Annotated in this window: 20 protein-coding genes; 11 read left to right on the top strand and 9 right to left on the bottom strand. The window is 67.0% G+C overall.

Features of this window, described 5'->3' with window-relative positions; translation table 11 throughout:
• Positions 1 to 29: 29 nt before the first annotated feature.
• Entirely contained in the window at positions 30 to 1148 is a 1119-nt protein-coding gene (locus SBP02_RS16050) for an HPP family protein (protein WP_318643220.1), read from the top strand.
• Positions 1149 to 1292: 144 nt separating this feature from the next.
• The gene (locus tag SBP02_RS16045) at positions 1293 to 2189 is read left to right on the top strand and encodes a pseudouridine synthase (RefSeq protein WP_318643218.1); all 897 of its coding nucleotides are present in this window, start codon (positions 1293 to 1295) and stop codon (positions 2187 to 2189) included.
• On the opposite strand, the gene SBP02_RS16040 is transcribed toward SBP02_RS16045, so the two are convergent.
• From SBP02_RS16040 to SBP02_RS16025, 4 genes are read right to left on the bottom strand one after another with little or no spacing between them, the layout of a single operon-like run.
• Positions 2190 to 2771 (bottom strand): cob(I)yrinic acid a,c-diamide adenosyltransferase, encoded by a 582-nt coding sequence (locus tag SBP02_RS16040; RefSeq protein WP_318643216.1) that lies wholly within the window; start codon positions 2769 to 2771, stop codon positions 2190 to 2192.
• Between the two features lie 2 nt (positions 2772 to 2773).
• A complete protein-coding gene (locus SBP02_RS16035) occupies positions 2774 to 4792 on the bottom strand; it encodes a sensor histidine kinase (RefSeq protein ID WP_318643214.1) in 2019 nt (672 codons plus the stop codon).
• Positions 4793 to 4836: 44 nt separating this feature from the next.
• Entirely contained in the window at positions 4837 to 5766 is a 930-nt protein-coding gene (locus tag SBP02_RS16030) for a putative 2-dehydropantoate 2-reductase (RefSeq protein WP_318643212.1), read from the bottom strand.
• A 39-nt stretch (positions 5767 to 5805) separates the two neighbouring features.
• Positions 5806 to 6771, bottom strand: coding sequence for a GGDEF domain-containing response regulator (locus SBP02_RS16025; protein ID WP_318643210.1), 966 nt, complete (start codon positions 6769 to 6771; stop codon positions 5806 to 5808).
• A gap of 150 nt (positions 6772 to 6921) precedes the next feature.
• Between SBP02_RS16025 and SBP02_RS16020 the strand changes: the two genes are divergently transcribed.
• Both SBP02_RS16020 and SBP02_RS16015 read left to right on the top strand, forming a co-directional pair.
• Positions 6922 to 7401, top strand: a complete 480-nt coding sequence (locus SBP02_RS16020) for a YajQ family cyclic di-GMP-binding protein (RefSeq protein WP_318643207.1) — start codon at positions 6922 to 6924, stop codon at positions 7399 to 7401.
• A gap of 138 nt (positions 7402 to 7539) precedes the next feature.
• Positions 7540 to 8367 (top strand): mechanosensitive ion channel family protein, encoded by an 828-nt coding sequence (locus tag SBP02_RS16015; RefSeq protein ID WP_318643205.1) that lies wholly within the window; start codon positions 7540 to 7542, stop codon positions 8365 to 8367.
• A 36-nt stretch (positions 8368 to 8403) separates the two neighbouring features.
• Here SBP02_RS16015 and SBP02_RS16010 read toward each other — a convergent pair whose 3' ends face one another.
• From SBP02_RS16010 to SBP02_RS16000, 3 genes are all read right to left on the bottom strand, one after another.
• Complete coding sequence (locus SBP02_RS16010; protein ID WP_369958795.1) at positions 8404 to 9090, bottom strand: lipopolysaccharide kinase InaA family protein; 687 nt, start codon at positions 9088 to 9090, stop codon at positions 8404 to 8406.
• A gap of 370 nt (positions 9091 to 9460) precedes the next feature.
• A complete protein-coding gene (locus SBP02_RS16005) occupies positions 9461 to 11005 on the bottom strand; it encodes an AmpG family muropeptide MFS transporter (protein WP_318643201.1) in 1545 nt (514 codons plus the stop codon).
• 43 nt (positions 11006 to 11048) lie between these two features.
• On the bottom strand, positions 11049 to 11441 hold the full coding sequence (locus tag SBP02_RS16000) for an MGMT family protein (protein ID WP_318643198.1): 393 nt from the start codon (positions 11439 to 11441) through the stop codon (positions 11049 to 11051).
• On the opposite strand from SBP02_RS16000, the gene SBP02_RS15995 reads away from it, so the two are divergent.
• Both SBP02_RS15995 and SBP02_RS15990 read left to right on the top strand, forming a co-directional pair.
• Complete coding sequence (locus SBP02_RS15995) at positions 11440 to 12438, top strand: DUF481 domain-containing protein (protein ID WP_318643196.1); 999 nt, start codon at positions 11440 to 11442, stop codon at positions 12436 to 12438. The genes SBP02_RS16000 and SBP02_RS15995 overlap by 2 nt on opposite strands.
• Positions 12439 to 12559: 121 nt before the next feature.
• Complete coding sequence (locus tag SBP02_RS15990) at positions 12560 to 13564, top strand: DUF481 domain-containing protein (protein WP_318643193.1); 1005 nt, start codon at positions 12560 to 12562, stop codon at positions 13562 to 13564.
• 64 nt (positions 13565 to 13628) lie between these two features.
• On the opposite strand, the gene SBP02_RS15985 is transcribed toward SBP02_RS15990, so the two are convergent.
• Positions 13629 to 14387, bottom strand: a complete 759-nt coding sequence (locus SBP02_RS15985) for an SDR family oxidoreductase (RefSeq protein ID WP_318643191.1) — start codon at positions 14385 to 14387, stop codon at positions 13629 to 13631.
• 104 nt (positions 14388 to 14491) lie between these two features.
• Here SBP02_RS15985 and SBP02_RS15980 point away from each other — a divergent pair, with 104 nt between their 5' ends.
• The 5 genes from SBP02_RS15980 (at position 14492) to SBP02_RS15960 (ending at position 18692) form a co-directional block, all read left to right on the top strand.
• Entirely contained in the window at positions 14492 to 15223 is a 732-nt protein-coding gene (locus tag SBP02_RS15980; protein WP_318643189.1) for a HugZ family pyridoxamine 5'-phosphate oxidase, read from the top strand.
• A gap of 63 nt (positions 15224 to 15286) precedes the next feature.
• Entirely contained in the window at positions 15287 to 15766 is a 480-nt protein-coding gene (locus tag SBP02_RS15975; protein ID WP_318643187.1) for an FxsA family protein, read from the top strand.
• Between the two features lie 246 nt (positions 15767 to 16012).
• Positions 16013 to 16306, top strand: coding sequence for a co-chaperone GroES (locus SBP02_RS15970; protein WP_021445335.1), 294 nt, complete (start codon positions 16013 to 16015; stop codon positions 16304 to 16306).
• A gap of 47 nt (positions 16307 to 16353) precedes the next feature.
• Positions 16354 to 18003: a chaperonin GroEL gene (gene groL / locus SBP02_RS15965; RefSeq protein WP_318643184.1), complete on the top strand. Its 1650-nt coding sequence runs from the start codon at positions 16354 to 16356 to the stop codon at positions 18001 to 18003.
• Positions 18004 to 18467: 464 nt separating this feature from the next.
• Complete coding sequence (locus SBP02_RS15960; protein ID WP_318643182.1) at positions 18468 to 18692, top strand: hypothetical protein; 225 nt, start codon at positions 18468 to 18470, stop codon at positions 18690 to 18692.
• 70 nt (positions 18693 to 18762) lie between these two features.
• Here the strand turns inward: SBP02_RS15960 and SBP02_RS15955 are convergent, their stop codons facing one another.
• Entirely contained in the window at positions 18763 to 21816 is a 3054-nt protein-coding gene (locus SBP02_RS15955) for a multidrug efflux RND transporter permease subunit (protein ID WP_318643180.1), read from the bottom strand.
• Between the last annotated feature and the right edge of the window lie 27 nt (positions 21817 to 21843).

The following is a 21843-nucleotide window of genomic DNA, read 5'->3' as shown; positions in this document are numbered from 1 at the left end:
ATGGTGCGCGAAAGACGGAAGTTCCGGCGGTGAATAGTTTCAAAGGCTGGTTGCGGACGTTCTGGCCGGAGCCGATGGCGCTGAGCCACGGCGAGCAGCTGCTGAGCAGCCTGGGTACCCTGCTGGGGCTGCTGTTCAGTGGTTGGCTCGCGCGTCAGGTGCTGGGCGATGTCGCGCTGTGGCTGGTGGCTCCCATGGGCGCCTGTGCCGTGCTGCTGTTCGCCGTGCCATCCAGCCCGCTGGCTCAGCCCTGGTCGGTGTTGGGCGGCAACCTGGTTGCCGCTCTGGTCGGCGTTGCCTGCGCCCATTGGCTGGGGCATGGCCTGGTGGCCGCCGCTCTGGCAGCGGCCGCTGCCTTGGTGGCGATGTTCCTGCTGCGCTGCCTGCATCCCCCGGGCGGTGCCATCGCCCTGACCGCCGTGCTCGGCGGCGAGGAGGTCGCCCGCCTCGGCTACTATTTCGCCCTGTACCCGGTGGCGCTCAACAGCCTGGGTCTGTTGGTCATCGCCCTGGTGTTCAACAACGCTTTCCGCCGGCGTTATCCGCATCGCGCGCCCCGGGCGGGCAACCCGCACAAGACCCGCGATCTGCCGCCGCGCGACCGCCTGGGCTTCACCGCCGCCGACCTGGACGAGGTGCTGGCGGCACGCGACGAACTGCTCGATATCTCCCGCGCGGACTTGGTGCAGATCCTCCGCCAGACCGAGGAGCGCGCCTACCGCAGGCGTTTCGGCGAAATATCCTGCGCCGACATCATGTCCCGCGACGTGTTGTGCCTGGCGCCCGAGACCAGTCGGGCCGAAGCCTGGGCCAAGATGCAGGCGCATCGCTTCACGGTCATGCCGGTGGTCAACGCGCAGCGCCAGCTGCAAGGCATGCTCTACCTGCATGACTTGCTGCAGGCCGAGGACGCCAGTGGCGAGGAGCCGGTGCGGGCCTTGATGCGCACCCAGGTGCCGAGCTGCGGCCCGCAGTGGCCGAGCATCCGCCTGGTGCAACGCCTGTCCAGCGGCGAGGTGCACAAGGTGCCGGTGCTGGATGAGGACGGCGTGCTGCTGGGCATCGTCACCCAGACCGACCTGGTGGCGGCCCTGTACCGTCGCTCTCTGGAGAGCGACCCGCTGCCGGCCGCCGAGGCGGGTGACTAGGGCCATCGGCAGCGGGGGATGACCCCGGAGCCGGACGCCGGGCCTGGGCCACGAGGCTGCCGGCGCCGACGAGTGTCTTTGACGCCAGGCGTCGGGCTGCGGCCTAATAGCGGGCCCGCCCGCCGCCGTCCGCCGAATCGCATCATGTCCGTAACCGCCCGTTCCCCGTCCAGCCTGCGCCCGAGCACCCTGCATCTGCCCCCGGGCGACTGGGCCACGGTGCTCGACTGCCTGGCGGCGCATTTTCCGGCGATCGGTCGCGAACAGTGGCTGCAGCGCATGGCCCGGGGGCGGGTGCTGGATGCCCAGGGCGCGCCGATCGACCCGCAGCAGCCCTACCGGGTCGGGTTGCGGGTGCATTACTTTCGTGAGGTGGCGGTCGAGACGCCGATACCCTTCGAGGCGACCGTGCTGCATCTCGACGAGCACCTGCTGGTGGCCGACAAGCCGCACTTCCTGCCGGTGATGCCGGCTGGCGAGTATGTCGAGCAGACCCTGCTGGCGCGTCTGGCCAAGCGCCTGGGCAATGCCGACCTGGTGCCGCTGCACCGCATCGACCGGCATACCGCCGGCCTGGTGCTGTTCTCCACCAATCCCGAGAGCCGCGGCCGCTATCAGGCGCTGTTTCGCGAGCGGCGCATCGACAAGTGTTACGAGGCCCTGGCCCCGGCGCTGCCGCAGCTGGCGTTTCCCTTGCTGCGGCGCACCCGGTTGGTGGCCGGTGAGCCGTTCTTCCGCATGCGCGAGGAGGCCGGCGCTGGCAACAGCGAGACGCGCATCGAGGTCGCCGAGAGGCTGGGCGAGCTGTGGCGTTACGCGCTCTATCCGATCACCGGCAAGAAGCACCAGCTGCGCGTGCACCTGGCTGCCCTCGGCGCGCCGATCTGCAACGATCCCTTCTATCCCGAGGTGAGCGACGCGGCCGATGCCGCGGACGACTATGCCAGGCCGCTCAAGCTGCTGGCCCGGGGGCTGGCGTTCGTCGATCCGCTCGGCGGCCAGTCGCGCCGCTTCGAGAGCCGGCTCAGCCTGCTCCCCTAGCTAGGCCTGCGGCTTGGCGGCCTCCTGCCAGAGCACTTCATCGACCTGCTGGCGCCGGGCGATCAGTCGGGCGGCGACGAACAGCAGGTCGGACAGGCGGTTGACATAGGCCAGAGCGACACCGCGCAGCGGCTCCAGGGCGTTGAGCTGCTGGCAGCGGCGTTCGGCCGTGCGCGCCAGGCTGCGACAGACATGGGCCTGGGCCACCAGCCGCGAGCCGCCGGGGAGGATGAAGTTCTGCAGCGGGCCGAGCTCGGCGTTCCAGCGGTCGATGGCCGCCTCCAGGCGCACCACCTCGGCCGCTTGCAGGGCCTGGTAGGCCGGCATCGCCAGTTCGCCGCCGAGGTCGAACAGGCGATGCTGGCAGGGCGCGAGCACCTCGATCACCTCGTGCAGGGCCGGGCAGGCGCCGACCTGTTCGCCGAGCAGGGCCAACAGCAGGCCGAGCTGGCTGTTGAGGCTGTCCAACTCGCCCATGGCCTCCACCCGCGGATGGTCCTTGGGCACCCGACGGCCGTCGCCCAGGCCGGTCTCGCCGGCGTCGCCGGTGCGTGTGTAGATCTTCGACAGTCGATTGCCCATGTTCAGGAACCCGTATGTTCGGCGGCGGCAGTCAGGGGCAGGCGCAGGGTGAAGCAGGTGCCTTGGCCGCGCTTGGAGTGCACCTCCATCTGCCCCTTGTGGTTGTTGGTGACGATGAAATAGGAGACCGACAGGCCCAGTCCGGTGCCCTGGCCGACCTCCTTGGTGGTGAAGAAGGGCTCGAAGACGCGCTTGCGCACCGCATCGGGCATGCCGACACCGTTGTCCTCCACCTGGATCTCCGCCCAGGGCGGTGCCAGGCGGGTGCGCAGGGTGATCTGCCCGGGGGCATCGGCATCGGTGCGCTGGTGGATGGCCTGGGCGGCGTTCTTCAGCAGGTTGAGCAGCACCTGTTCCAGTTCGTTGGCGGTGCAGGGCACCGGCCCCAGCTCGGGGTCGAATTCGCGCTGGATGAGCAGGCTCTTGAAGTCGAAGCGATCGGTCAGGTCGAAGTCGTTGCTGGCGATCTCCAGGGCCTGGTCGATCAGCGCCGGCAGCAAGCAGGGTGCCAGCTGGCGAGTGCTGCGGCGGCTGAAGCTGAGCATGTGGCTGACGATGCGTGCGGCGCGGGTGCCGGCCTGCTGGATGCCGTCGAGCAGCGGCGGAATCTTGCGGGCTTGCAGGTACTGGTCGATGGCTTCCAGGCACAGGCCCAGTTGCTCGGCCTGCTCGCGGTTCTTCTCCAGCTCCGGCGACAGGCGCCGGCGGATGTTCTGCACGTTGTGCAGGATGGCGCCCAGGGGGTTGTTGATCTCATGGGCCATGCCGGCGGCCAGGCTGCCGACCGAGAGCATCTTCTCCGACTGCACCATCATCTCCTCCAGGCTCAGGCGCTGGGTGATGTCGTCGATGCGGATCACCACGCCGCGGCCGGCGCCGCCCATCAGCGGGTAGAAGGTCAGGGCGTAGTGACGCGGTTCCTCGTCCTTGCTCCAGGTCACCCGCTCGATCTTCTCCACCCGGTGTTCCTCGGCGGTACGCCTGAGCTGGGCGAGAAACGGCTTGAGCGGCGGGAAGGCGAGGAACACCGGCTGGTTCAGCGCCTCGCTCAGGGAGGTGCCGGACAGGACGCTGGCCTCCTGGTTCCACTGGGTGACGTAGAGCTGTTCGTCCAGGGCGATCAGCGCCGAGGGCATGGAATCGATGATGCTGTTGAGGTAGTTCTGAAAGCCGGTGAGTTTCTTCTCGATCTTGCTGCGCACCTGCACTTCCAGCTCCAGCTTGCGATTGGAGTGGCGGGTCTCCTCGGCCAGGCTGTGGGCCTGGTCGAAGGCCGCCTGGGCGTCGTCGCGGGCGCGCTTGAGCTGTTGTTCGCGGGCCTCCATGCGCATCAGCATGGTGTTGAAGGCCTCGGCCAGGCTGCCGATCTCGTCGCGATTGCCGCGGCGGGCGCGCAGGGCGTAGTTTTCTTCGCGGGTGACCTGGCGCGACAGCTCCTCCAGCTTGCGGATCGGCTTGGTCACCAGTCGGCGGATCTGCCGGGCGACGATCAGCCAGAGCAGCACGCTGAAGGCGAGGATCGCGCCGCTGGCGGTCAGGGTGCCGGTGTAGAAGGCGCCGGGCAGCTCGCCCGAGGCGATCAGCAGCAGGTAGCCGGGGCGTCGGCCCGGCTGCGCCAGCTCGACCAGGTGGGTGGTGCGGAATTCCTGCTTGCGCCAGGCCTCCAGTTCCTCGATGCGCTGCGGCAGCTGCAGCTCCTCGCCGCGTTGCAGTTGCGCCAGGCTGACCCCGTCTCCGTCATAGAGCACCGCGGCGCGCAGGGGCGGGTAGTCGTCCAGGCGGGCCAGCAGGCGTTCGGCGGCGCCTGCCGAGCTCAGCGCCTCGTGGCTCAGCGGCGGGCTGGCGATCAACCGGCCGAGGGTGTGCAGGGCCTGGGGGGCGACGCTCTGCTGGGAGATCCAGTAGGCGGCGCTGATAAAGGCCAGGTTGGCCGCCAGCAGCACGGCCGCCAGCAAGACCAGGAGCGCGGCGAGCAGTTTGCGGCCGACCGGCAGGTTTTCGAGGCGCTGGCGCAGGGACATGGGCGTGTCGCGGTGGCGGAAGTGCGGGCAGGTTAACGCGGGCCTTAGTGGCGGGGCAATCCGCGTTCGGCCAGGTGCCTGAGCAGGCGCTGGTGCAGGGCCTCCAGGTGCGGCAGCAGCAGGCGGTGACGCCGTGCGGTGGCGCAGGCATGGCCCAGCAGGTAGGCGATCTCGGTGCGGCGGCCCAGGGCGACGTCCTGGTGCATCGACGAATAGTTTGCCGCGGTGGCCTGGATCACCCGTTGCACCTCGTCGTGCAGCGCGCTGGCGGCGTCGGGCTGGCCGCAGCAGCGCAGCAACTCGGCGAGTTCGCCGCAGAGCGTGGCGACCTCCGCCGGATGTTGCAGCAGGCCGCCGTTGCGGCAGTCGTAGAGCACCGTCAGCGGGTTGATCGCACAGTTCAGCGCCAGCTTGCGCCACAGCCGGGCGAGGATGTCCAGGCTCCAGTCGTGGGCGATGCCGGCGCGCTGCAGGTCCGCCAGCCAGGCGGGCGCGGCGAGGTCCAGCGGGTCGCCGAGCCAGGTGTGGCCGTGACCGGCGAAGACCACGCGCCAGGCGCCGTCACGGAAGGCGCCCTCGGTGCTGGAGGCGAGGATGCAGCGGGCCTGCGGCACCCGGGCCGCGACCGCGTCCTGGCTGCCCAGGCCGTTCTGCAGCAGGATCACCTCGGCGCCACCTGCCAGGCGCGGCGCCAGGCTGGCGACGGCATCCTCGGCGTCATAGGCCTTGCAGGCCAGCAGCAGACGCCGGATGGGCGCGGGGGCGGCGGCGGTCTCGGCGTCCAGCGAGTAGCGCCGGGCCTGGCCCTGCTCGACCAGGCTCAGGCCGCCGGCACGGCGGTAGGCCGCCAGGCGCTGCGGGGTGCGCAGGATCAGCCGCACCGGCACCCCGGCGCGGGCCAGGCGCACGGCCCACAGGCTGCCGAGGCTGCCGGCGCCGAGTATGTGCCAGGTCGTTGCGTTGCTATCGCTCATGGGCGGCAAGTCTATCGCGGCGGGCGCCGGGGACTCCTCTTATTGCCGTGCAGGGAGGCGCATGGCGGCGATCCGGCCACTGGCATAGGACTCGGGCAGCAGGCCAGCGGCCCGCTCGATCAGGCTGTCCGGGTCGAGCGGCAGGCTCTTGGCGTCGAGGCTGACCAGGCTGATGCCGGCCTTGAGGCCGATAAAGCCCTCGCTGGTCTTGAACGCCTTGAGGTTCAGGCCTTCGTACAGGCGGCGGAAGCTGTTGGGCGAACACTCGTGCAGGTCTTCGGGCAGGGTGAGCAGGGCGAAGTGGTGGTCGTCCAGACGTACCAGCACGTCCAGTGGCCGTACCAGCTGCTGCAGACGCCGGGCGGCGCCGTGCAGAAGCTCGTTGTAGAGATTCTGACCGTGCTGCTGCAACAGCTCGCCGGCTTCCTGCAGGCCGATCAGCAGGTAGCACAGCGCGCCGCCGCGGGCTTCGATCTGACGCAGGCTGTCCTGCAGCTTCTGGCGCAGGTAGCGCGAGTTGCCCAGGCCGGTCAGGGTATCGACCAGGTTGCGTTGTTCCAGGCTGGAGATGTTCTGGGTCAGCAGGCGATTTTCCTGGAGCAGGCGCTGCAGGGTGTTGCACAGGCGGTCGGCGGCGAACACCCGCGGTACCAGCTGTTCGTTCATCGCCGCCTTGTTGATGAAGTCGTCCACGCCGCGATCGAAGGCCTCGCCCAGGACGTTTTCGCCTTCCTTGCCGGTCAGCAGCATGACGTAGGTGTAGTGCTCGGTCATCTCGTCCAGCTGGCGCACGCGTCCGGTCAGCTCGAGGCCGTCCATCTCAGGCATCAGCCAGTCGGCCAGGAGTACGCTGGCGGGACGCTGCTCGAGCTGGCCGATGGCTTCGGCGGCGCTGCTGGCGAAGCGCAGATCCTGATAGCCCGCCTGTCTAAGGGCGCGGCCGATCATGGCGCTGGAGAACTTGGCGTCGTCCACCACCAGAATGCTGAGATGGGGGTTGGGCATGGTGGCAGGCTCGCAGGGCGGTCGTGTTGACCCGGTACATCGCCGGGCAGTGTGTATGGCTAAGGATATATACTGGCTCGGTTTTTTCACCGTCAAGCCAGGCGTACCCGGTCCGTGATTTGGGTCGCGCCGTTTATCAGGAGGAAGCCCATGCCTTCATTCGACGTGGTGTCCGAACTGGACAAGCACGAAGTCACCAACGCCGTGGACAATGCCATCAAGGAACTGGAGCGTCGCTACGACCTGCGTGGCAAAGGCAGCTTCGAGTTGAAGGAGCTGACGGTCAACCTGACCGCCGACGCCGACTTCCAGCTGGAACAGATGCTGGAGATTCTCAAGCTGTGCCTGGTCAAGCGCAAGGTCGACGTGCAGTGCCTGGAGTTCAAGGACGCCTATCCCTCGGGCAAGAGCGTCAAGCAGGAGGTGATCCTGCGCGAAGGCATCGACAAGGACCTGGCGAAGAAGATCGTCGCCCACATCAAGGACAGCAAGCTCAAGGTGCAGGCCGCGATCCAGGGCGAGCAGGTGCGCATCACCGGCAAGAAGCGCGACGACCTGCAGGAGTGCATCGCCAGCCTGCGCGCCAAGGACTTCGGCATGCCGCTGCAGTTCAACAACTTCCGCGACTGATCGCGAATGATTGAACCTCTGCGCGGCGATGGCGTCGCAGCAAGGGTGATAGCACTTTGACCGCCATGGCTCGCCATGGCGGTTGCGTTTCATGCATTGGAAACCCCTGGTGGGCGAAAGACCAAGAAGGAGCGAAGGATGGAAATGAGCGTCGAGCAACTGGTGAAGATGTCGGAGACCTGGCTGCCGGTGGTGCTGAACTACGGCGGCAAGCTGACCCTGGCGCTGCTCACCCTGCTGATCGGTTGGTGGCTGATCAACGCCCTGACCCGCAAGGTCGGCGGCCTGATGGAGCGGCGCAACGTCGACCGTGCCCTGCACGGCTTCATCGGCAGCCTGGCCGGTATCGTCCTCAAGGTGTTGCTGCTGGTCAGTGTGGCGTCGATGGTGGGGGTGGAGACCACCTCGTTCATCGCGGCCATAGGTGCCGCCGGCCTGGCCATCGGCCTGGCCCTGCAGGGCAGCCTGGCGAATTTCGCCGGCGGCGTGCTGATCTTGCTGTTCCGGCCGTTCCGCGCCGGCGACTGGATCGAGGCCCAGGGCGTGTCCGGCAGCGTCGACAGCATCCAGATCTTCCATACCACGCTGAAGACCGCCGACAACAAGGTGGTGATAGTGCCCAACGGCAGCCTGTCCAACGGTCACATCACCAACTACTCCCGTGAGCCCAAGCGCCGCGCGGAAATCAAGGTGGGCATCGATTACGCCAGCGATATCAAGCGAGCCCGCGAGGTGCTGTTGCAGATCGCCGAGGATGCCCGGGTGCTCAAGGACCCGGCGCCGGTGGTCTATGTGGTCGGTCTGGGCGATAGCTCGGTCGACCTGGCGCTGCGGGTGTGGGTGGAGACGGCGGATTTCTGGCCGGTGACCTTCGAGTTTACCGAGCTGGTCAAGGAGCGCCTGGACCAGGCCGGCATCGGCATTCCGTTCCCGCAGCGGGTGGTGCACCTGGTGCAGGCGAGCTGAGCGCCCGCATGCGGATGACCTCGGGGCGAGCCCGGCCTAGCTCGGCAAACCCTTGAGGTCGCGGCCAAAGGCGGCGCGGTAGGCGTCGAGCAGCAGTTGCCAGTCGCTATCGTTCCACGAGGAGTGGCGTCTGAGCTGCTGCATATCGTGCAGTGAGGCCTGGGAGGCGGTCAGGCGCCGGCGGCATTTCTCCAGGTCGAGTAGCGCGGCTTCCGCCAGGGCGTCCTCGCCCTCGCCACTGACTCTCACGAAGACGTGCTTGATGTACAGGCAGCCGTGCTGCCAGCGAGCCCGGTGCAACTGGGCCAGGTTGCCGGCCACCTGTTGCAGCAGACGGCTGTGCAGCGCCTCGCCGTGGCGCTCGCGCCCGCCTGCGGCGTACCAGTCTTCGATCGGCTGGAAACCCTCCAGCGCGGCGGTGACCAGGAGGGCGCGCCAACCTTCATGGCCCTGTTCGGCCGCACAGTAGACGATCTCCGGCACGCGCACGCCGGCCCGACGGGCACCGAGCAGGGCATCGTGCTCGCGCAGCACGGTGGGACGGCCGAAGGGGTGGCGCAGGCTGCGGTAGAGGTGGCCGGTCTGGCGCTTGGCATAGAGCAGGCGGCCCTGGTCGTCGCGGATGCGCTGCACGCCGCTGGCGCCGCCACGGCGCTCGTTGGGGGGTTCTACCCAGTCGCCCTGGCGTTGCCACCAGCTGTCGAGGATGCCGTCCCTGGCCATCGTGGCTGAATCTGTGTCTGCGTTCATAAGCTGCCTTATGTTGAGGAGTTCAGGCGAGTCGACCGCTAGGGCGGCCTCTGTGCGACCTCTCGATGGGCGGCGCGTGGCCGCGGTTCGGTAACGGCGGGGGTTACCATAGTGCCCAGCAGCCGCGCCGCTGGTGCCGTATCGGCCATGTGCCCGCGCGCCGCCCAATGCCGCCGGCTCGGCATGCACCAGTCCCGCAAGCCTCAGCTCAGAGCGGCTGGGGATAGATGAAGAGGTGCAGGGCCCGCCATCGGCTGGGACGCTCGGGCGTCACGACCAGGGCTTGCCTGCAATGTCCGTTCCCGCCCCGCAGGGCCTGGTAGGTGCAACACAGGGCTTCCCGTCATGCCTGCTCGGGGCGCGCAACCGGTGCCGAGCCGTTGGCCTGGGGGCCTTCGCGGCGCCATTGGAGGATGATCAGGATCAGCGTGGGAATGCCGAGCAGGGCGGTGGCGAGGAAGAACTGGGCGTAGCCGAGCTTCTCCACCATCACCCCGGAGTAGCCGCCGATCAGCCGTGGCAGCAGCAGCATGATGGAGCTGAGCAGGGCGTACTGGGTGGCGGAGAACTTCAGGTTGGTCAGGCTCGACAGGTAGGCGACGAAGGCCGCGGTGGCCAGGCCGCCGCTGAAATTGTCGGCGCTGATGGTCAGGACCAGCATCTGCAGGTGCGGGCCCATGCCGGCGAGCACGAGGAACAGCAGGTTGGTGGCGGCCGAGGCGACGCCGCCGATGAACAGGATCGGCAGGATGCCGAAACGCACGATCAGCAGGCCGCCGACGCCGGCGCCGAGCAGGGTCATGACCAGGCCGAACAGCTTGCTGACGCTGGCGATCTGGTCCTTGGTGAAGCCCTGGTCGATGTAGAAGACGTTGGCCATCACCCCCATGACGGTGTCGGACATGCGGTAGGTGGCGATCAGCCCGAGCAGCAGCAGGGCCTGCCAGCGGTAGCGGACGATGAAGTCGTTGACCGGGGTCAGCACCGGCGCCAGGCCGCGGCGGCCCATGGTCGACAGGCACAGGCCGGTGAGGAGGGTGTAGAGCAGGGCGCGCAGGAAGGCGCGGTCCTCCAGCAGCAGGTCGAGCAGGCTGGCCTCGCCGCGCACCAGGCTGGCGAAGTCGGTGTGGTAGAGCTGGGTGAACATCGCCGGCACCGAGACCAGCAGGACGATCAGCACCAGCACCGAGACGATCTGGTGGCTGAAGCCGTACTTGGCTGCCGCCAGCTGGGTCTTGAGCGGCACCGGCGGCTCGCGCATCCACAGGCTGGTCAGCAGGGCCGGCAGCATCAGCAGGGCGAACACCAGGTAGGTGCCGGCCCAGGCACCGTGCTGGTAGCTCAGCACGGTGGAGCCGAAACCCTCGGCGAAATACAGCGCGCCGGCGGTGGCCAGCAGCGCGGCGATACGGTAGCCGGCCATGTAGCTGGCGGCCAGGGCGGCCTGGCGGCTGTTGTCGACGATCTCCAGGCGGTAGGCGTCGATGGCGATGTCCTGGGTGGCGGAGGAAAAGGCCACCAGCACCGCCAGGGCGATCAGCCAGGTCAGGTGGGTCTGCGGATCGCACAGGGCCATGCCGGCCAGACCGGTGGCGATCAGCATCTGGGACAGCACCAGCCAGGAGCGGCGGCGACCCATCCGGCCGAGCAGCGGCAGGCGCCACTGGTCGAGCATCGGCGCCCAGACCCACTTGAAGGCGTAGGCCAGGCCGATCAGGCTGGCGAAGCCGATGGTCTCGCGGGCCACGCCCGCCTCGCGCAACCACACCGACAGCGTCGAGAACACCAGCATGTAGGGCAGGCCGGCGGCGAAGCCGAGCAGCAGGAGAACCAGCGTGGCTGGGCTGGAGTAGGCGGCGATGGCATCGCGCCAGCTTTTACGAGGCATTGGGCGTTTTTCGGCCTGGGGATGATCTGACAAAGGCCGCACTCTAACCGCTGTGCTCCATCGGGCGCCAGCCGTGCCGTCGGATATCCACCCGTTCCTGGCGGATCGCTACCCCTTCGGCCCGCAGGCGTGCCCGCTGTTCGGCGCCGGACGGGCTGCCCGCCGGCAGGCTCAGGCGCCCGCCGGCGGCGATCACCCGGTGCCAGGGCAGGCTGCTGCCTTCCGGCAGCTGGCCGAGGGTGCGCCCGACCCAGCGCGCCGCCCGGCCGAGGCCCGCCAGTTCGGCCAGCTGGCCGTAACTCACCACCTTGCCGCTGGGCACCTGAGCCAGTGCCAGATAGAGCGCCTCGCGCCGCGCCTGCTGGCTTGCCGTCGAGAGCGACGAGGCGGCATGCTTGCCGGCTTGCCTCTGTTCCTCAAGTGGTCGATTGCTCATGCTGCTGCGCATCCTGTTGTTTCCCGTTCTGCTCACCCTGGCCGCGCCGTTGTGGGCCGACACCGTATGGTTGGCCAATGGTGACCGTCTGAGCGGCGAGATCGTGCTGCTCGACGGCGGCAAGCTGGCCCTGAAGACCCGCTATGCCGGGCAGGTGCTCATCGACTGGCAGGATATCGACACCCTGCGTTCGGACAAACCCCTGCTGCTGCGCCGTCAAGGGTTGGACAGCCAACACAGCCAACAGTTGGCTGCGGCCGGCAGCGGCATGGTGCGGGTGCTCGGGGAGAAGACCGAAACCGTGCCTTTGGCCAGCATCACCCGGCTGGTGCCGCCGCGTCCGCTGCTGCGGGATCGGGTGTGGGAGGGCAACCTCGACGCCAAGCTGGATATGGAGCGCAACGAGAATGCCAGCGACGAGTGGCAGGTCAAGGGCAGCAGCCGCTTCGAGCACGGGCGCTGGCGCCATGTGCTGGCCGGCGAGCTGGAACGGGAAACCAAGAATGGCAGCGTGGTCGACGATAACTGGCGGCTGGAGTACGACCTCGACCGATTCTTCAGCCAGCACTGGTTCTGGCGTACCGGGGTCGAGCAGCAGGAAGACGGCTTCGAGTTCTTCAGCCGCCAGCGCATAGTCGGCAGTGGACCGGGTCACCGTTTCTGGGACGACGAACTGGGGCGCTTCGACCTGATCGGCCAGTTCAATCGGGTGCAGTTGTGGTTCCAGGGCGGCGATTTGGCGTTCAATTCCCTTTCTCTGGAGTGGGACTACAAGCGCCTGTTGTGGGGGACCCGTCTGGAACTCTTCAGCAACGCCGAGTTGCAGGTGCCGGAGATCGAGGCGGTCGACTACGTGTTCGACAGCGAGTTCGGCCTGCGCTATCGCCTGAACAGCTGGGCGCGCCTGTCGCTGCTGTACGAACTGGAGCAGATACGTGGCTTCGGCCAGAGCACGTCCGAGCGCCACTACCTGATCGGTCTGGGCGTCGGCTGGTAGCGGTGCGTCGGTCGCCGTCCCGGAACTCCCGTGGCTTCCGTCGGTCAGTTCTTGCTCTGTCGTCGGGCCTGCGGATAATGCCCGGCCTTCCACGAATCCGAGCAGTCCTGCGGTTCTTCCCATGTATTCCCGATCCCTGCTGTGCCTGGCCCTTACCCTGGCCGCTTCTCCGCTGCTGGCCGATACCGTCTGGTTGAAGAACGGCGATCGCCTGACCGGCAAGATCAAGTTCTTCGACGGCGGCAAGTTGTTGCTGCAAACCGACTACGGTGGCGCTATCACCCTGGACTGGAAGAAGGTCGCCACCCTGGAGAGCGATCAGGAACTGCTGATCAAGGAAGACGCGGTGAGCGGCGAGCGCGCCAAGAGTCTGCATGCCGCCGAGCCGGGCAGGGTCATCCTGGCCAACGGCGAGACGCCGCGCACCGTCGAATTGGCCAGCATCCAGCAGATCATGAAGCCCAAGCCACTGGTCGAGGATCTGACCTGGAAGGGCAATGTCGATGCGGCGCTGGACTACAAGCGCGGCGAGTCCGCCACCGATGACTATGACATCGACCTGAAGACCCAGGCTCGCCATGGTCTGTGGCGGCATGGCGCCGAAGCCGGCTACAACCGCCAGTACCAGGATGGCGTAGTGGCCAGCGACAATTGGAATGCCGAGTACGCCCTGGACCGTTTCCTCGACGAACACTGGTTCTGGCAGGGGCGCCTGGAATACAAGCATGACCAGATCGAGGAGTTGGAGCGCCAGCGCACCCTGGGTACCGGGCCGGGTTACCAGTTCTGGGACAACGAGTTGGGCGCCTTCTCGGTCACCGGGCTGCTCAACCGCAGCGACTACCTGTTCGCCGACGGCCAGAAGGAGAACTTCTACGCCCTGAGCACCAAGTGGGACTACAACCGCTACCTGGTCGGCAAGAGCATCGAGCTGTTCAGCAGCGGCGAGGTCGGTAAGCCGCTGGCCAGCGTCGCCGACTACACCCTGGATGCCGAGGTCGGCCTGCGCTACAAGGTCAACAGCTGGGCCTCGCTGAACATGAAGGCGGAGAAGGACCTGGTCAGCGGCGCCGACGGCGAGCTGGACGAGACCCATTACAGCCTGGGCTTCGGCGTCGGCTGGTGAAGGACAGCGAGCCGGAAACCGAAAGCCCCGCCTAGGCGGGGCTTTTCATGCCGCGAGGAGAGGCCTACAGGCGCAGGCCGCCATCCAGCTCCAGGATGCGCCCGGTGTAGTAGTCGTTCTCCAGGATGTAGGCCACCGAGTGGGCGATCTCGGCGGGCTTGCCCATGCGCCGCAGCGGAATGCCGGCGGTCATCTTGTCCAGGGCCTCGGGCTTCATGCCCAGGGTCATCTCGGTCTCGATGAAGCCCGGCGCCACGCCGGCGACGCGAATGCCGTAGCGCGCCAGTTCCTTGGCCCAGACTACGGTGTCGGCGGCGACGCCGGCCTTGGCGGCGGAGTAGTTGGCCTGGCCCATGTTGCCGGCCCGGGAGATCGAGGAGATGTTGACGATGGCGCCCTGGTTCTGCAGCTCGATCATCTTCGCCGCCACTTCGCGGGTGCAGAGGAACACGCCGGTCAGGTTGACGTCGATCACCGCCTGCCACTGGGCCAGGCTCATCTTGCTGATCTCGCCGTCCTTGACCTTGAGGGTCAGGCCGTCGCGCAGGATCCCGGCGTTGTTCACCAGGCCGTTGATCGCGCCGAAGTCGGCGGCGACCTGGGCGACCATGTGGGTCACCTGCTCCTCGTCGGCGACGTTGCAGATATAGCTGCGGGCCTCGCCGCCGGCGGCCTTGCAGGCGGCCACGGCCTCGTCGAGCTTGTCCTGGTTCAGGTCGACCAGGGCCAGTTTGGCGCCCTTGGCCGCCAGGTACTCGCCCATGGCCCGGCCCAGGCCCTGGCAGCCGCCGGTGATGATGATGACTTTGTCTTTGAGTTGCATCGCTGTATCCCCTAAAGGTGCTGCTTTTGCCCCGCTGGCGCACGCGAACCGCTATTCTAGGGCGCCTGTCCGTTTGTGACGGATTCTTTGCGAGGAGTCATGAGGTGAGCGTGAAAGCCGGCAAGCATGCCCGAGAATTGCTGCTCAAGGAATACCGGGGGGTGCTGTCCACCCATTCGAAAGCCATGCCGGGCTTTCCATTCGGATCGGTGGTGCCCTACTGCCTGGATGCCCAGGGCTGGCCGCTGATCCTGATCAGCCGCATCGCCCAGCACACCCATAACCTCGGGCAGGACGCCAAGTGCTCACTGTTGGTCGGCGAGCGCGGCGCCGAAGATGTGCAGGCGGTCGGCCGTCTCACTCTGCTCGCCGAAGCGCGACAGTTGTGTGACGAGGCGGCCATCGAAGCGGCGGCGACGCGCTATTACCGTTTCTTTCCCGAGTCGCAGGACTATCACCGCGTCCACGACTTCGATTTCTGGCGCCTGGAACCGGTGCGTTGGCGCTATATCGGCGGCTTCGGTGCCATCCACTGGCTGGAGCAGGTGGCCCTGGCCAACCCCTTCGCCGGGGACGTCGAGGTCGACATGCTCGAGCACATGAACCGCGATCACGCCGCGGCCATCGCCCATTACGTCGAGCTGGGCGGTCTGCCGCGCCACGCCCCGGCCGAATTGGTCGGCATCGATGGCGAGGGGTTCCACCTGCGTATCGGCCAGGCCCTGCACTGGCTGCCCTTCCCGGTGCCCTGCGACAGCCCGGGGGCGGTGCGCCAGGCGCTGGTGCAACTGGCCCGTGCCGCGGTCTGGCCGACCGACGGTGTCGCTGCGCCTTGAATTGCCGGCAAGGCCCCCTATCTCAGTAGTACTGGAAGCAGTTCTTCCGTTTAAGGACCCTCGATGCGCGTTTTCCTGTTGTTGTTCCTGCTGTTCCCGATCCTCGAACTGGCCGTGCTGATCAAGGTGGGGGGCGCCATCGGCGTGTTGCCGACCCTGTTGCTGGTGATCGCCACGGCCATTCTCGGCAGCGTGCTGTTGCGCGTGGCCGGCGTCGCCACCGCCTGGCGCGCCCGCGAGAAGCTGGCCCGCGGCGAGCTGCCCGAGCAGGAAATGCTCGAAGGCCTGCTGATCGCCGTGGGCGGGGGGCTGTTGCTGCTACCGGGCTTTATCAGCGACATCTTCGGCCTGTTCTGCCTGATTCCCTTCACCCGTCGCCTGCTGGTCGCCAAGCTGCGCCAGCGCGCCGCCGAGCAGGCCATGCGTCAGCGCGCCTTCGCCGACGACCTGGCCGCACGTTCCGGACCCGCTCGGCCGGGTGCCAAGCAGTCGAACGCGGCCCGGCCGAATGTGCTGGAGGGCGAATACGAGCGCCGCGACTAGTCGCCCGCCTTCTGCCCCTGGGCCCGGCGCTATCCGCGAGGGCGCAGGCGGCAAAAATTTTCTGCGCTGCCCTTGAATTCCCCTGGTACGCCCTTATGTAGCGGTCACCGCAAGGTTTTCTGTCGGCTTCGGCAGAACAGACTTTCGCGTTGTGCCAGGCACAGCGCAACCGGCACCGCCGGACTTTGCTAACCCGCCGGTGAAGACACCGGCCGATGAAAACAACCTAGTTGGGAGAGATCGACAATGAAGCTTCGTCCTCTGCATGACCGCGTCGTGATCCGTCGCAGCGAAGAAGAAACCAAAACCGCGGGCGGCATCGTGCTGCCGGGTTCCGCTGCCGAGAAGCCGAACCAGGGCGAGATCGTCGCCGTCGGCACCGGTCGCGTGCTGGACAACGGCGAAGTCCGTCCGCTGGCCGTCAAGGTCGGCGACAAGGTGGTGTTCGGCCCTTACTCCGGCAGCAACACCGTCAAGGTCGACGGCGAAGACCTGCTGGTGATGGGCGAGAACGAAATCCTCGCCGTCATCGAAGCCTGAGTCCCGCGAATCTCCGTCTAACCGTCAAGAATTGAGGATCAATCACCATGGCAGCTAAAGAAGTCAAATTCGGCGACTCCGCCCGCAAGAAGATGCTCTCCGGCGTCAACGTCCTGGCCGACGCGGTCAAGGCCACCCTCGGCCCGAAAGGCCGCAACGTGGTGCTGGAGAAGAGCTTCGGCGCTCCGACCATCACCAAGGACGGCGTGTCCGTGGCCAAGGAAATCGAGCTGAAGGACCGCTTCGAGAACATGGGCGCCCAGCTGGTCAAGGACGTCGCCTCCAAGGCCAACGACGAGGCCGGTGACGGCACCACCACCGCTACCGTCCTGGCTCAGGCCATCGTCAACGAAGGCCTCAAGGCCGTCGCTGCCGGCATGAACCCGATGGATCTGAAGCGCGGTATCGACAAGGCCACCATCGCCATCGTCAAGGAGCTCAAGGAGCTGTCCAAACCGTGCGCCGACACCAAGGCCATCGCCCAGGTCGGCACCATCTCTGCCAACTCCGACAGCTCCATCGGCGACATCATCGCCCAGGCCATGGAGAAGGTCGGCAAGGAAGGCGTGATCACCGTCGAGGAAGGTTCGGGTCTGGAGAACGAACTGTCCGTCGTCGAAGGCATGCAGTTCGACCGCGGCTACCTGTCGCCCTACTTCATCAACAAGCCGGACACCATGGTGGCCGAGCTGGATAGCCCGCTGTTGCTGCTGGTCGACAAGAAGATCTCCAACATCCGCGAAATGCTGCCGGTACTGGAAGCCGTGGCCAAAGCCGGCAAGCCACTGCTGATCGTTGCCGAAGACGTCGAGGGCGAAGCTCTGGCCACCCTGGTGGTCAACAACATGCGCGGCATCGTCAAGGTCGCCGCGGTCAAGGCGCCGGGCTTCGGCGATCGTCGCAAGGCCATGCTGCAGGACATCGCCATCCTCACCGGCGGTACCGTCATCTCCGAAGAAGTCGGCCTGAGCCTGGAAGGCGCCACCCTGGAGCACCTGGGTAACGCCAAGCGCGTGGTACTGAGCAAGGAAAACACCACCATCATCGACGGTGCCGGCCAGCAAGCCGACATCGAAGCCCGCGTGGCGCAGATCCGCAAGCAGGTCGAAGACACCACTTCCGACTACGACAAGGAGAAGCTGCAAGAGCGTCTGGCCAAGCTGGCCGGCGGTGTTGCCGTGATCAAGGTCGGTGCCGGCACCGAAGTCGAGATGAAAGAGAAGAAGGCCCGCGTCGAAGACGCCCTGCACGCCACCCGTGCAGCCGTCGAAGAAGGCGTGGTGCCTGGCGGTGGCGTGGCCCTGGTGCGCGCACTGCAGGCCATCAGCGAGCTGAAGGGCGAGAACGACGACCAAAACGTCGGTATCGCGCTGCTGCGCCGCGCCGTCGAAGCGCCGCTGCGCCAGATCGTCGCCAACGCCGGCGACGAGCCGAGCGTGGTGGTCGACAAGGTCAAGCAGGGCGAAGGCAACTACGGCTACAACGCCGCCACCGGCGTGTACGGCGACATGATCGAGATGGGTATCCTCGATCCGGCCAAGGTCACCCGTTCGGCCCTGCAGGCCGCCGCCTCCATCGGCAGCCTGATGATCACCACCGAAGCGATGATCGCCGAAGTGGTCGACGACAAGGCCGCTCCGGCCATGCCGGACATGGGCGGCATGGGCGGCATGGGCGGTATGGGCGGCATGATGTAAGCCACCCGGCACCCTGAGCTGTAACGAAAACCCCGCGCTTGTCGCGGGGTTTTCTTTTTTCGGCGCAGGCATTGTTTCGCCATCCGACGGGCGCCGGGCAAGGCGGTACGTCAATTGCGTGTTTTCTCCTCGCGCCACCGGATTGGGGACGTCGCATGACCGGGGTGCACCGCACAGGCCTCGGCTCCTTCGTGTTCACTCAGATGGAAGTGCTCTGCTCCGGGTGTTTGCGCGGGGCGGGTGGTGGTCCGCGCCTGGCCCCGTGCCGGCAGCAGGTTTCGGCGCGCGCGGCCTGAAAGCGTGGGCGTGGGCACTAAGGTGACTCCAGGGGTGTTACTCGGCTTCAGCTCGACCGTGGCCCAGTCATGAACGGGTGACCGTTTGTCGTGGCGGCCGACGAAGCGGCGAGGGCTGGGCTAGGGTTAGCGAACAGCGTTTGGCAGCGCTATCAAGAGGTTGCAGTGATGAAACTAGAAATAGCTCGAAGTCTGTTCCTCGCCGCCTCGCTCGGCGTGGCCTCCCTGGCGGTGGCGGCTTGGCAGGAACCGGGCCCCGAGGTGATCACCCGCAATGGTCTGGGCTACTGCCCGCTGCCGCCCCAGCCGCGGCCGACAGCCGAGGTCAGCCCGGATCGGGATCTGCTGCTGTTTATCTTCGGCCTGAGCCAGGGCATGGGCTCGCGGGGTTGAGGCCTGGTCCGGCGGCACCGGAGCGTCCACTAAAAAGCCCCGCATCGGCGGGGCTTTTTAGTGGCGCGGCTCAACGTGCGCCGACAGGCTCGGCGCTCGGCACAGGGTCGGGACGGGCCAGCAGGCTGTACACGCAAGGCAGCACGAACAGGGTGAACAGGGTGCCCACCGACATGCCGGTGGCGATCACCAGGCCGATGTCGAAGCGGCTCACCGCCCCGGCGCCGCTGGCGAGGATCAGCGGCACCATGCCGAAGACCATGGCCGCGGTGGTCATCAGCACCGGGCGCAGGCGGATCGCCGCGGCCTGCTCCACCGCGGCGCGGCGCGACAGGCCCTGCTCGCGGCGCAGCTGGTTGGCGAACTCGACGATCAGGATGCCGTGCTTGGTGATCAGGCCGATCAGGGTCACCAGGCCTACCTGGGTGTAGATGTTCATGCTGGAGAAGCCGAGGAACAGCGGCACCAGGGCGCCGCAGATCGACAGCGGCACGGTCACCAGGATCACCAGCGGGTCGCGGAAGCTCTCGAACTGCGCGGCCAGCACCAGGAAGATCAGCGCCAGGGCCAGGCCGAAGGTGACGTACAGCGCGCTGCCTTCCTGCACGTACTGGCGCGCGGCGCCGGCGTAGTCGGCGGCGAAGCCGGCCGGGGCCTCCTCGAGCATGATCTGCCGCACCGTGTCGATGGCCTCGCCCATGCTGACGATCGGCACGCCCTGGATGATCGCCGAGTTGAGCTGCTGGAACTGGTTGAGCTGGGTCGGCCGGGCGCGGTCGCTGACCTTGACCAGGGTCGACAGCGGCAGCATCTCCCCGCTCTCGCTCTTGACGTAGTAGCTGCCGAGCCAGCCCGGGTTGTCGCGGTAGGCGCGCTCGACCTGGGCGATCACCTTGTAGCTGCGGCCGTCGATGGTGAAGCGGTTGATCTCGCCCTCGCCGAGCAGGCTGGCCAGGGTCAGCCCCAGGTCCTGCATGGACACGCCCATCTGCGCGGCCTTCTGCCGGTCGATCTCCACCACCACTTCCGGCTTGTCGAAGGCCAGGTCGATGTCGAGGAAGGCGAACTTGCCGGACTGTTCGGCGCGTTGCTTGACCCGCTCGGCCACCTGCAGCAGCGACTCGTAGTCGTTCGGGGTGTTGATCACGAACTGGAACGGCAGGCCCTCGCCGGTACCCGGCAGGGATGGCAGGTTGAAGCCGAAGATCTGCAGCCCGGGAATCTGCGCCAGGCGCCCCTGCACCTCGGGCAGCAGTTCCATCTGGGTGCGCTCGCGCTCGTCCCAGGGGGTCAGGAGGAAGCCGCCGATGCCCGACTGCACGCCGTTGAAGCCGTTGATCTGGAAGGACGAGTAGTACTCGGGGAACTCCTTGAAGATGGTCACGAACTGGTCGGTGTAGCGGTTCATGTACTCCAGGTTGGTCGGTTGCGGCGCGTTGGCCATGATGAACACGATGCCCTGGTCCTCCTCCGGCGCCAGCTCGCTCTCGGTGAACTTGAGCAGCGCCGGGATCAGGCACAGCACGATGAGGGCGAACACCAGCACCACCGGGCGGGTCTCCAGGGTGCCGTGCAGGGCGCGCTGATAACGCTGCTTGAGGCGCTCGAACAGCACATCCAGGCGGTGCGCCAGGCCGCTGGGGTTCTCCTCGTGGCGCAACAGCTTGGCGCACATCATCGGCGACAGGGTCAGGGCGACGATGCCGGAGATGATCACCGCGCCGGCCAGGGTCAGGGCAAATTCCTTGAACAGCGCCCCGGTCAGGCCCTCGAGGAAGCCGATCGGCGCATAGACCGCGGCCAGGGTGATGGTCATCGACACCACCGGCACGGCGATCTCGCGGGCACCCTCCAGGGCCGCGTCGAAGGGCGTCTTGCCCTCTTCGATATGGCGGTGGATGTTCTCCACCACGACGATGGCGTCGTCCACCACCAGGCCGATGGCCAGGACCATGGCCAGCAGGGTCAGCAGGTTGATCGAGTAGCCCATCAGCTGCATGAAGAACAGCACGCCGATCATCGACAGGGGGATGGTGATCACCGGGATCAGCACCGAGCGGAACGCGCCGAGGAACAGGAACACCACCACGATGACGATCAGCACCGCCTCGCCCAGGGTCTTCACCACCTCGTCGATCGAGGCCTGGATGAAGCGGGTGGCGTCGTAGGCGATGGCCACCTTGAGGCTCGGCGGCAACTGGGCCTCCAGCTCGGGCATGACGCCGCGCACCTCCTTGATCACGTCCAGCGGATTGGCGCTGGGCGTGCCCTTGATGGCGATGTAGACGGAGGGGATGCCGTCGAAGGAACTGAGCGAGTCGTAGTTCTCCGCGCCCATCTCCACCCGCGCCACATCGCGGATCAGCACCCGGCTGTCGCCGGCGGTCTTCAGCGGGATGGCGGCGAAGGCCTCGGGGGTCTTCAGGTCGGTCTCGGCGTTGAGGCTGGTGACCACGTACTGGCCCTTCACTTCGCCGGCAGCGGCGAGGAAGTTGTACTGGCGCACCGCGTCGTTGACGTCGGCGGCGGTGACGCCATAGGCGGCCATCTTCACCGGATCGAGCCACAGGCGCATGGCGAAGACCTGGTTGCCGAGAATCTCCGCCTCGGCCATGCCCGGCAGGGTGGCCAGCTTGGGCTGGATGACCCGCGAGAGGTAGTCGGTGATCTGCGGGTTGGACAGTTCGTCGCTGTAGAAGCTGATGTACATCAGCGCCGTGGAGTCGGCCGCCTCCTTGCTCAGCACCGGGTCCTCGGCGTCCTGGGGCAACTGGTTCTTCACCTCGTTGGCCTTGGCCAGCAGCTCGGTGAACAGGCGGTCGCTGTCGGCGCCGATGCGCGCGTAGATCGACACGACCGACAGGTTCTGCCGGCTGACCGAGGTCATGTAGTCGATGCCGTCGGCGCTGGCCAGGCTCTGCTGCAAGGGCTGGGTGATATAGCCCTGGATGGTCTCGGCGTTGGCCCCGGGGTAGGCGGTGGTCACCGTGATCAGGGCGTTTTCCAGCTGCGGGTACTGGCGGATGGTCAGCTTGTTGAACGCCTGCAGGCCGAGCAGGATGATCAGCAGGCTAACCACGGTCGCCAGCACCGGGCGACGGATAAAGGGATCGGTAAAAGCCATGATTCAGTTCCTTTGCGCCGGCGTCGG

Source organism: Pseudomonas benzenivorans (assembly GCF_033547155.1).
GTDB classification, from domain to species: domain Bacteria; phylum Pseudomonadota; class Gammaproteobacteria; order Pseudomonadales; family Pseudomonadaceae; genus Aquipseudomonas; species Aquipseudomonas benzenivorans_B.
This window is presented reverse-complemented; position numbering and strand designations above follow the sequence as displayed.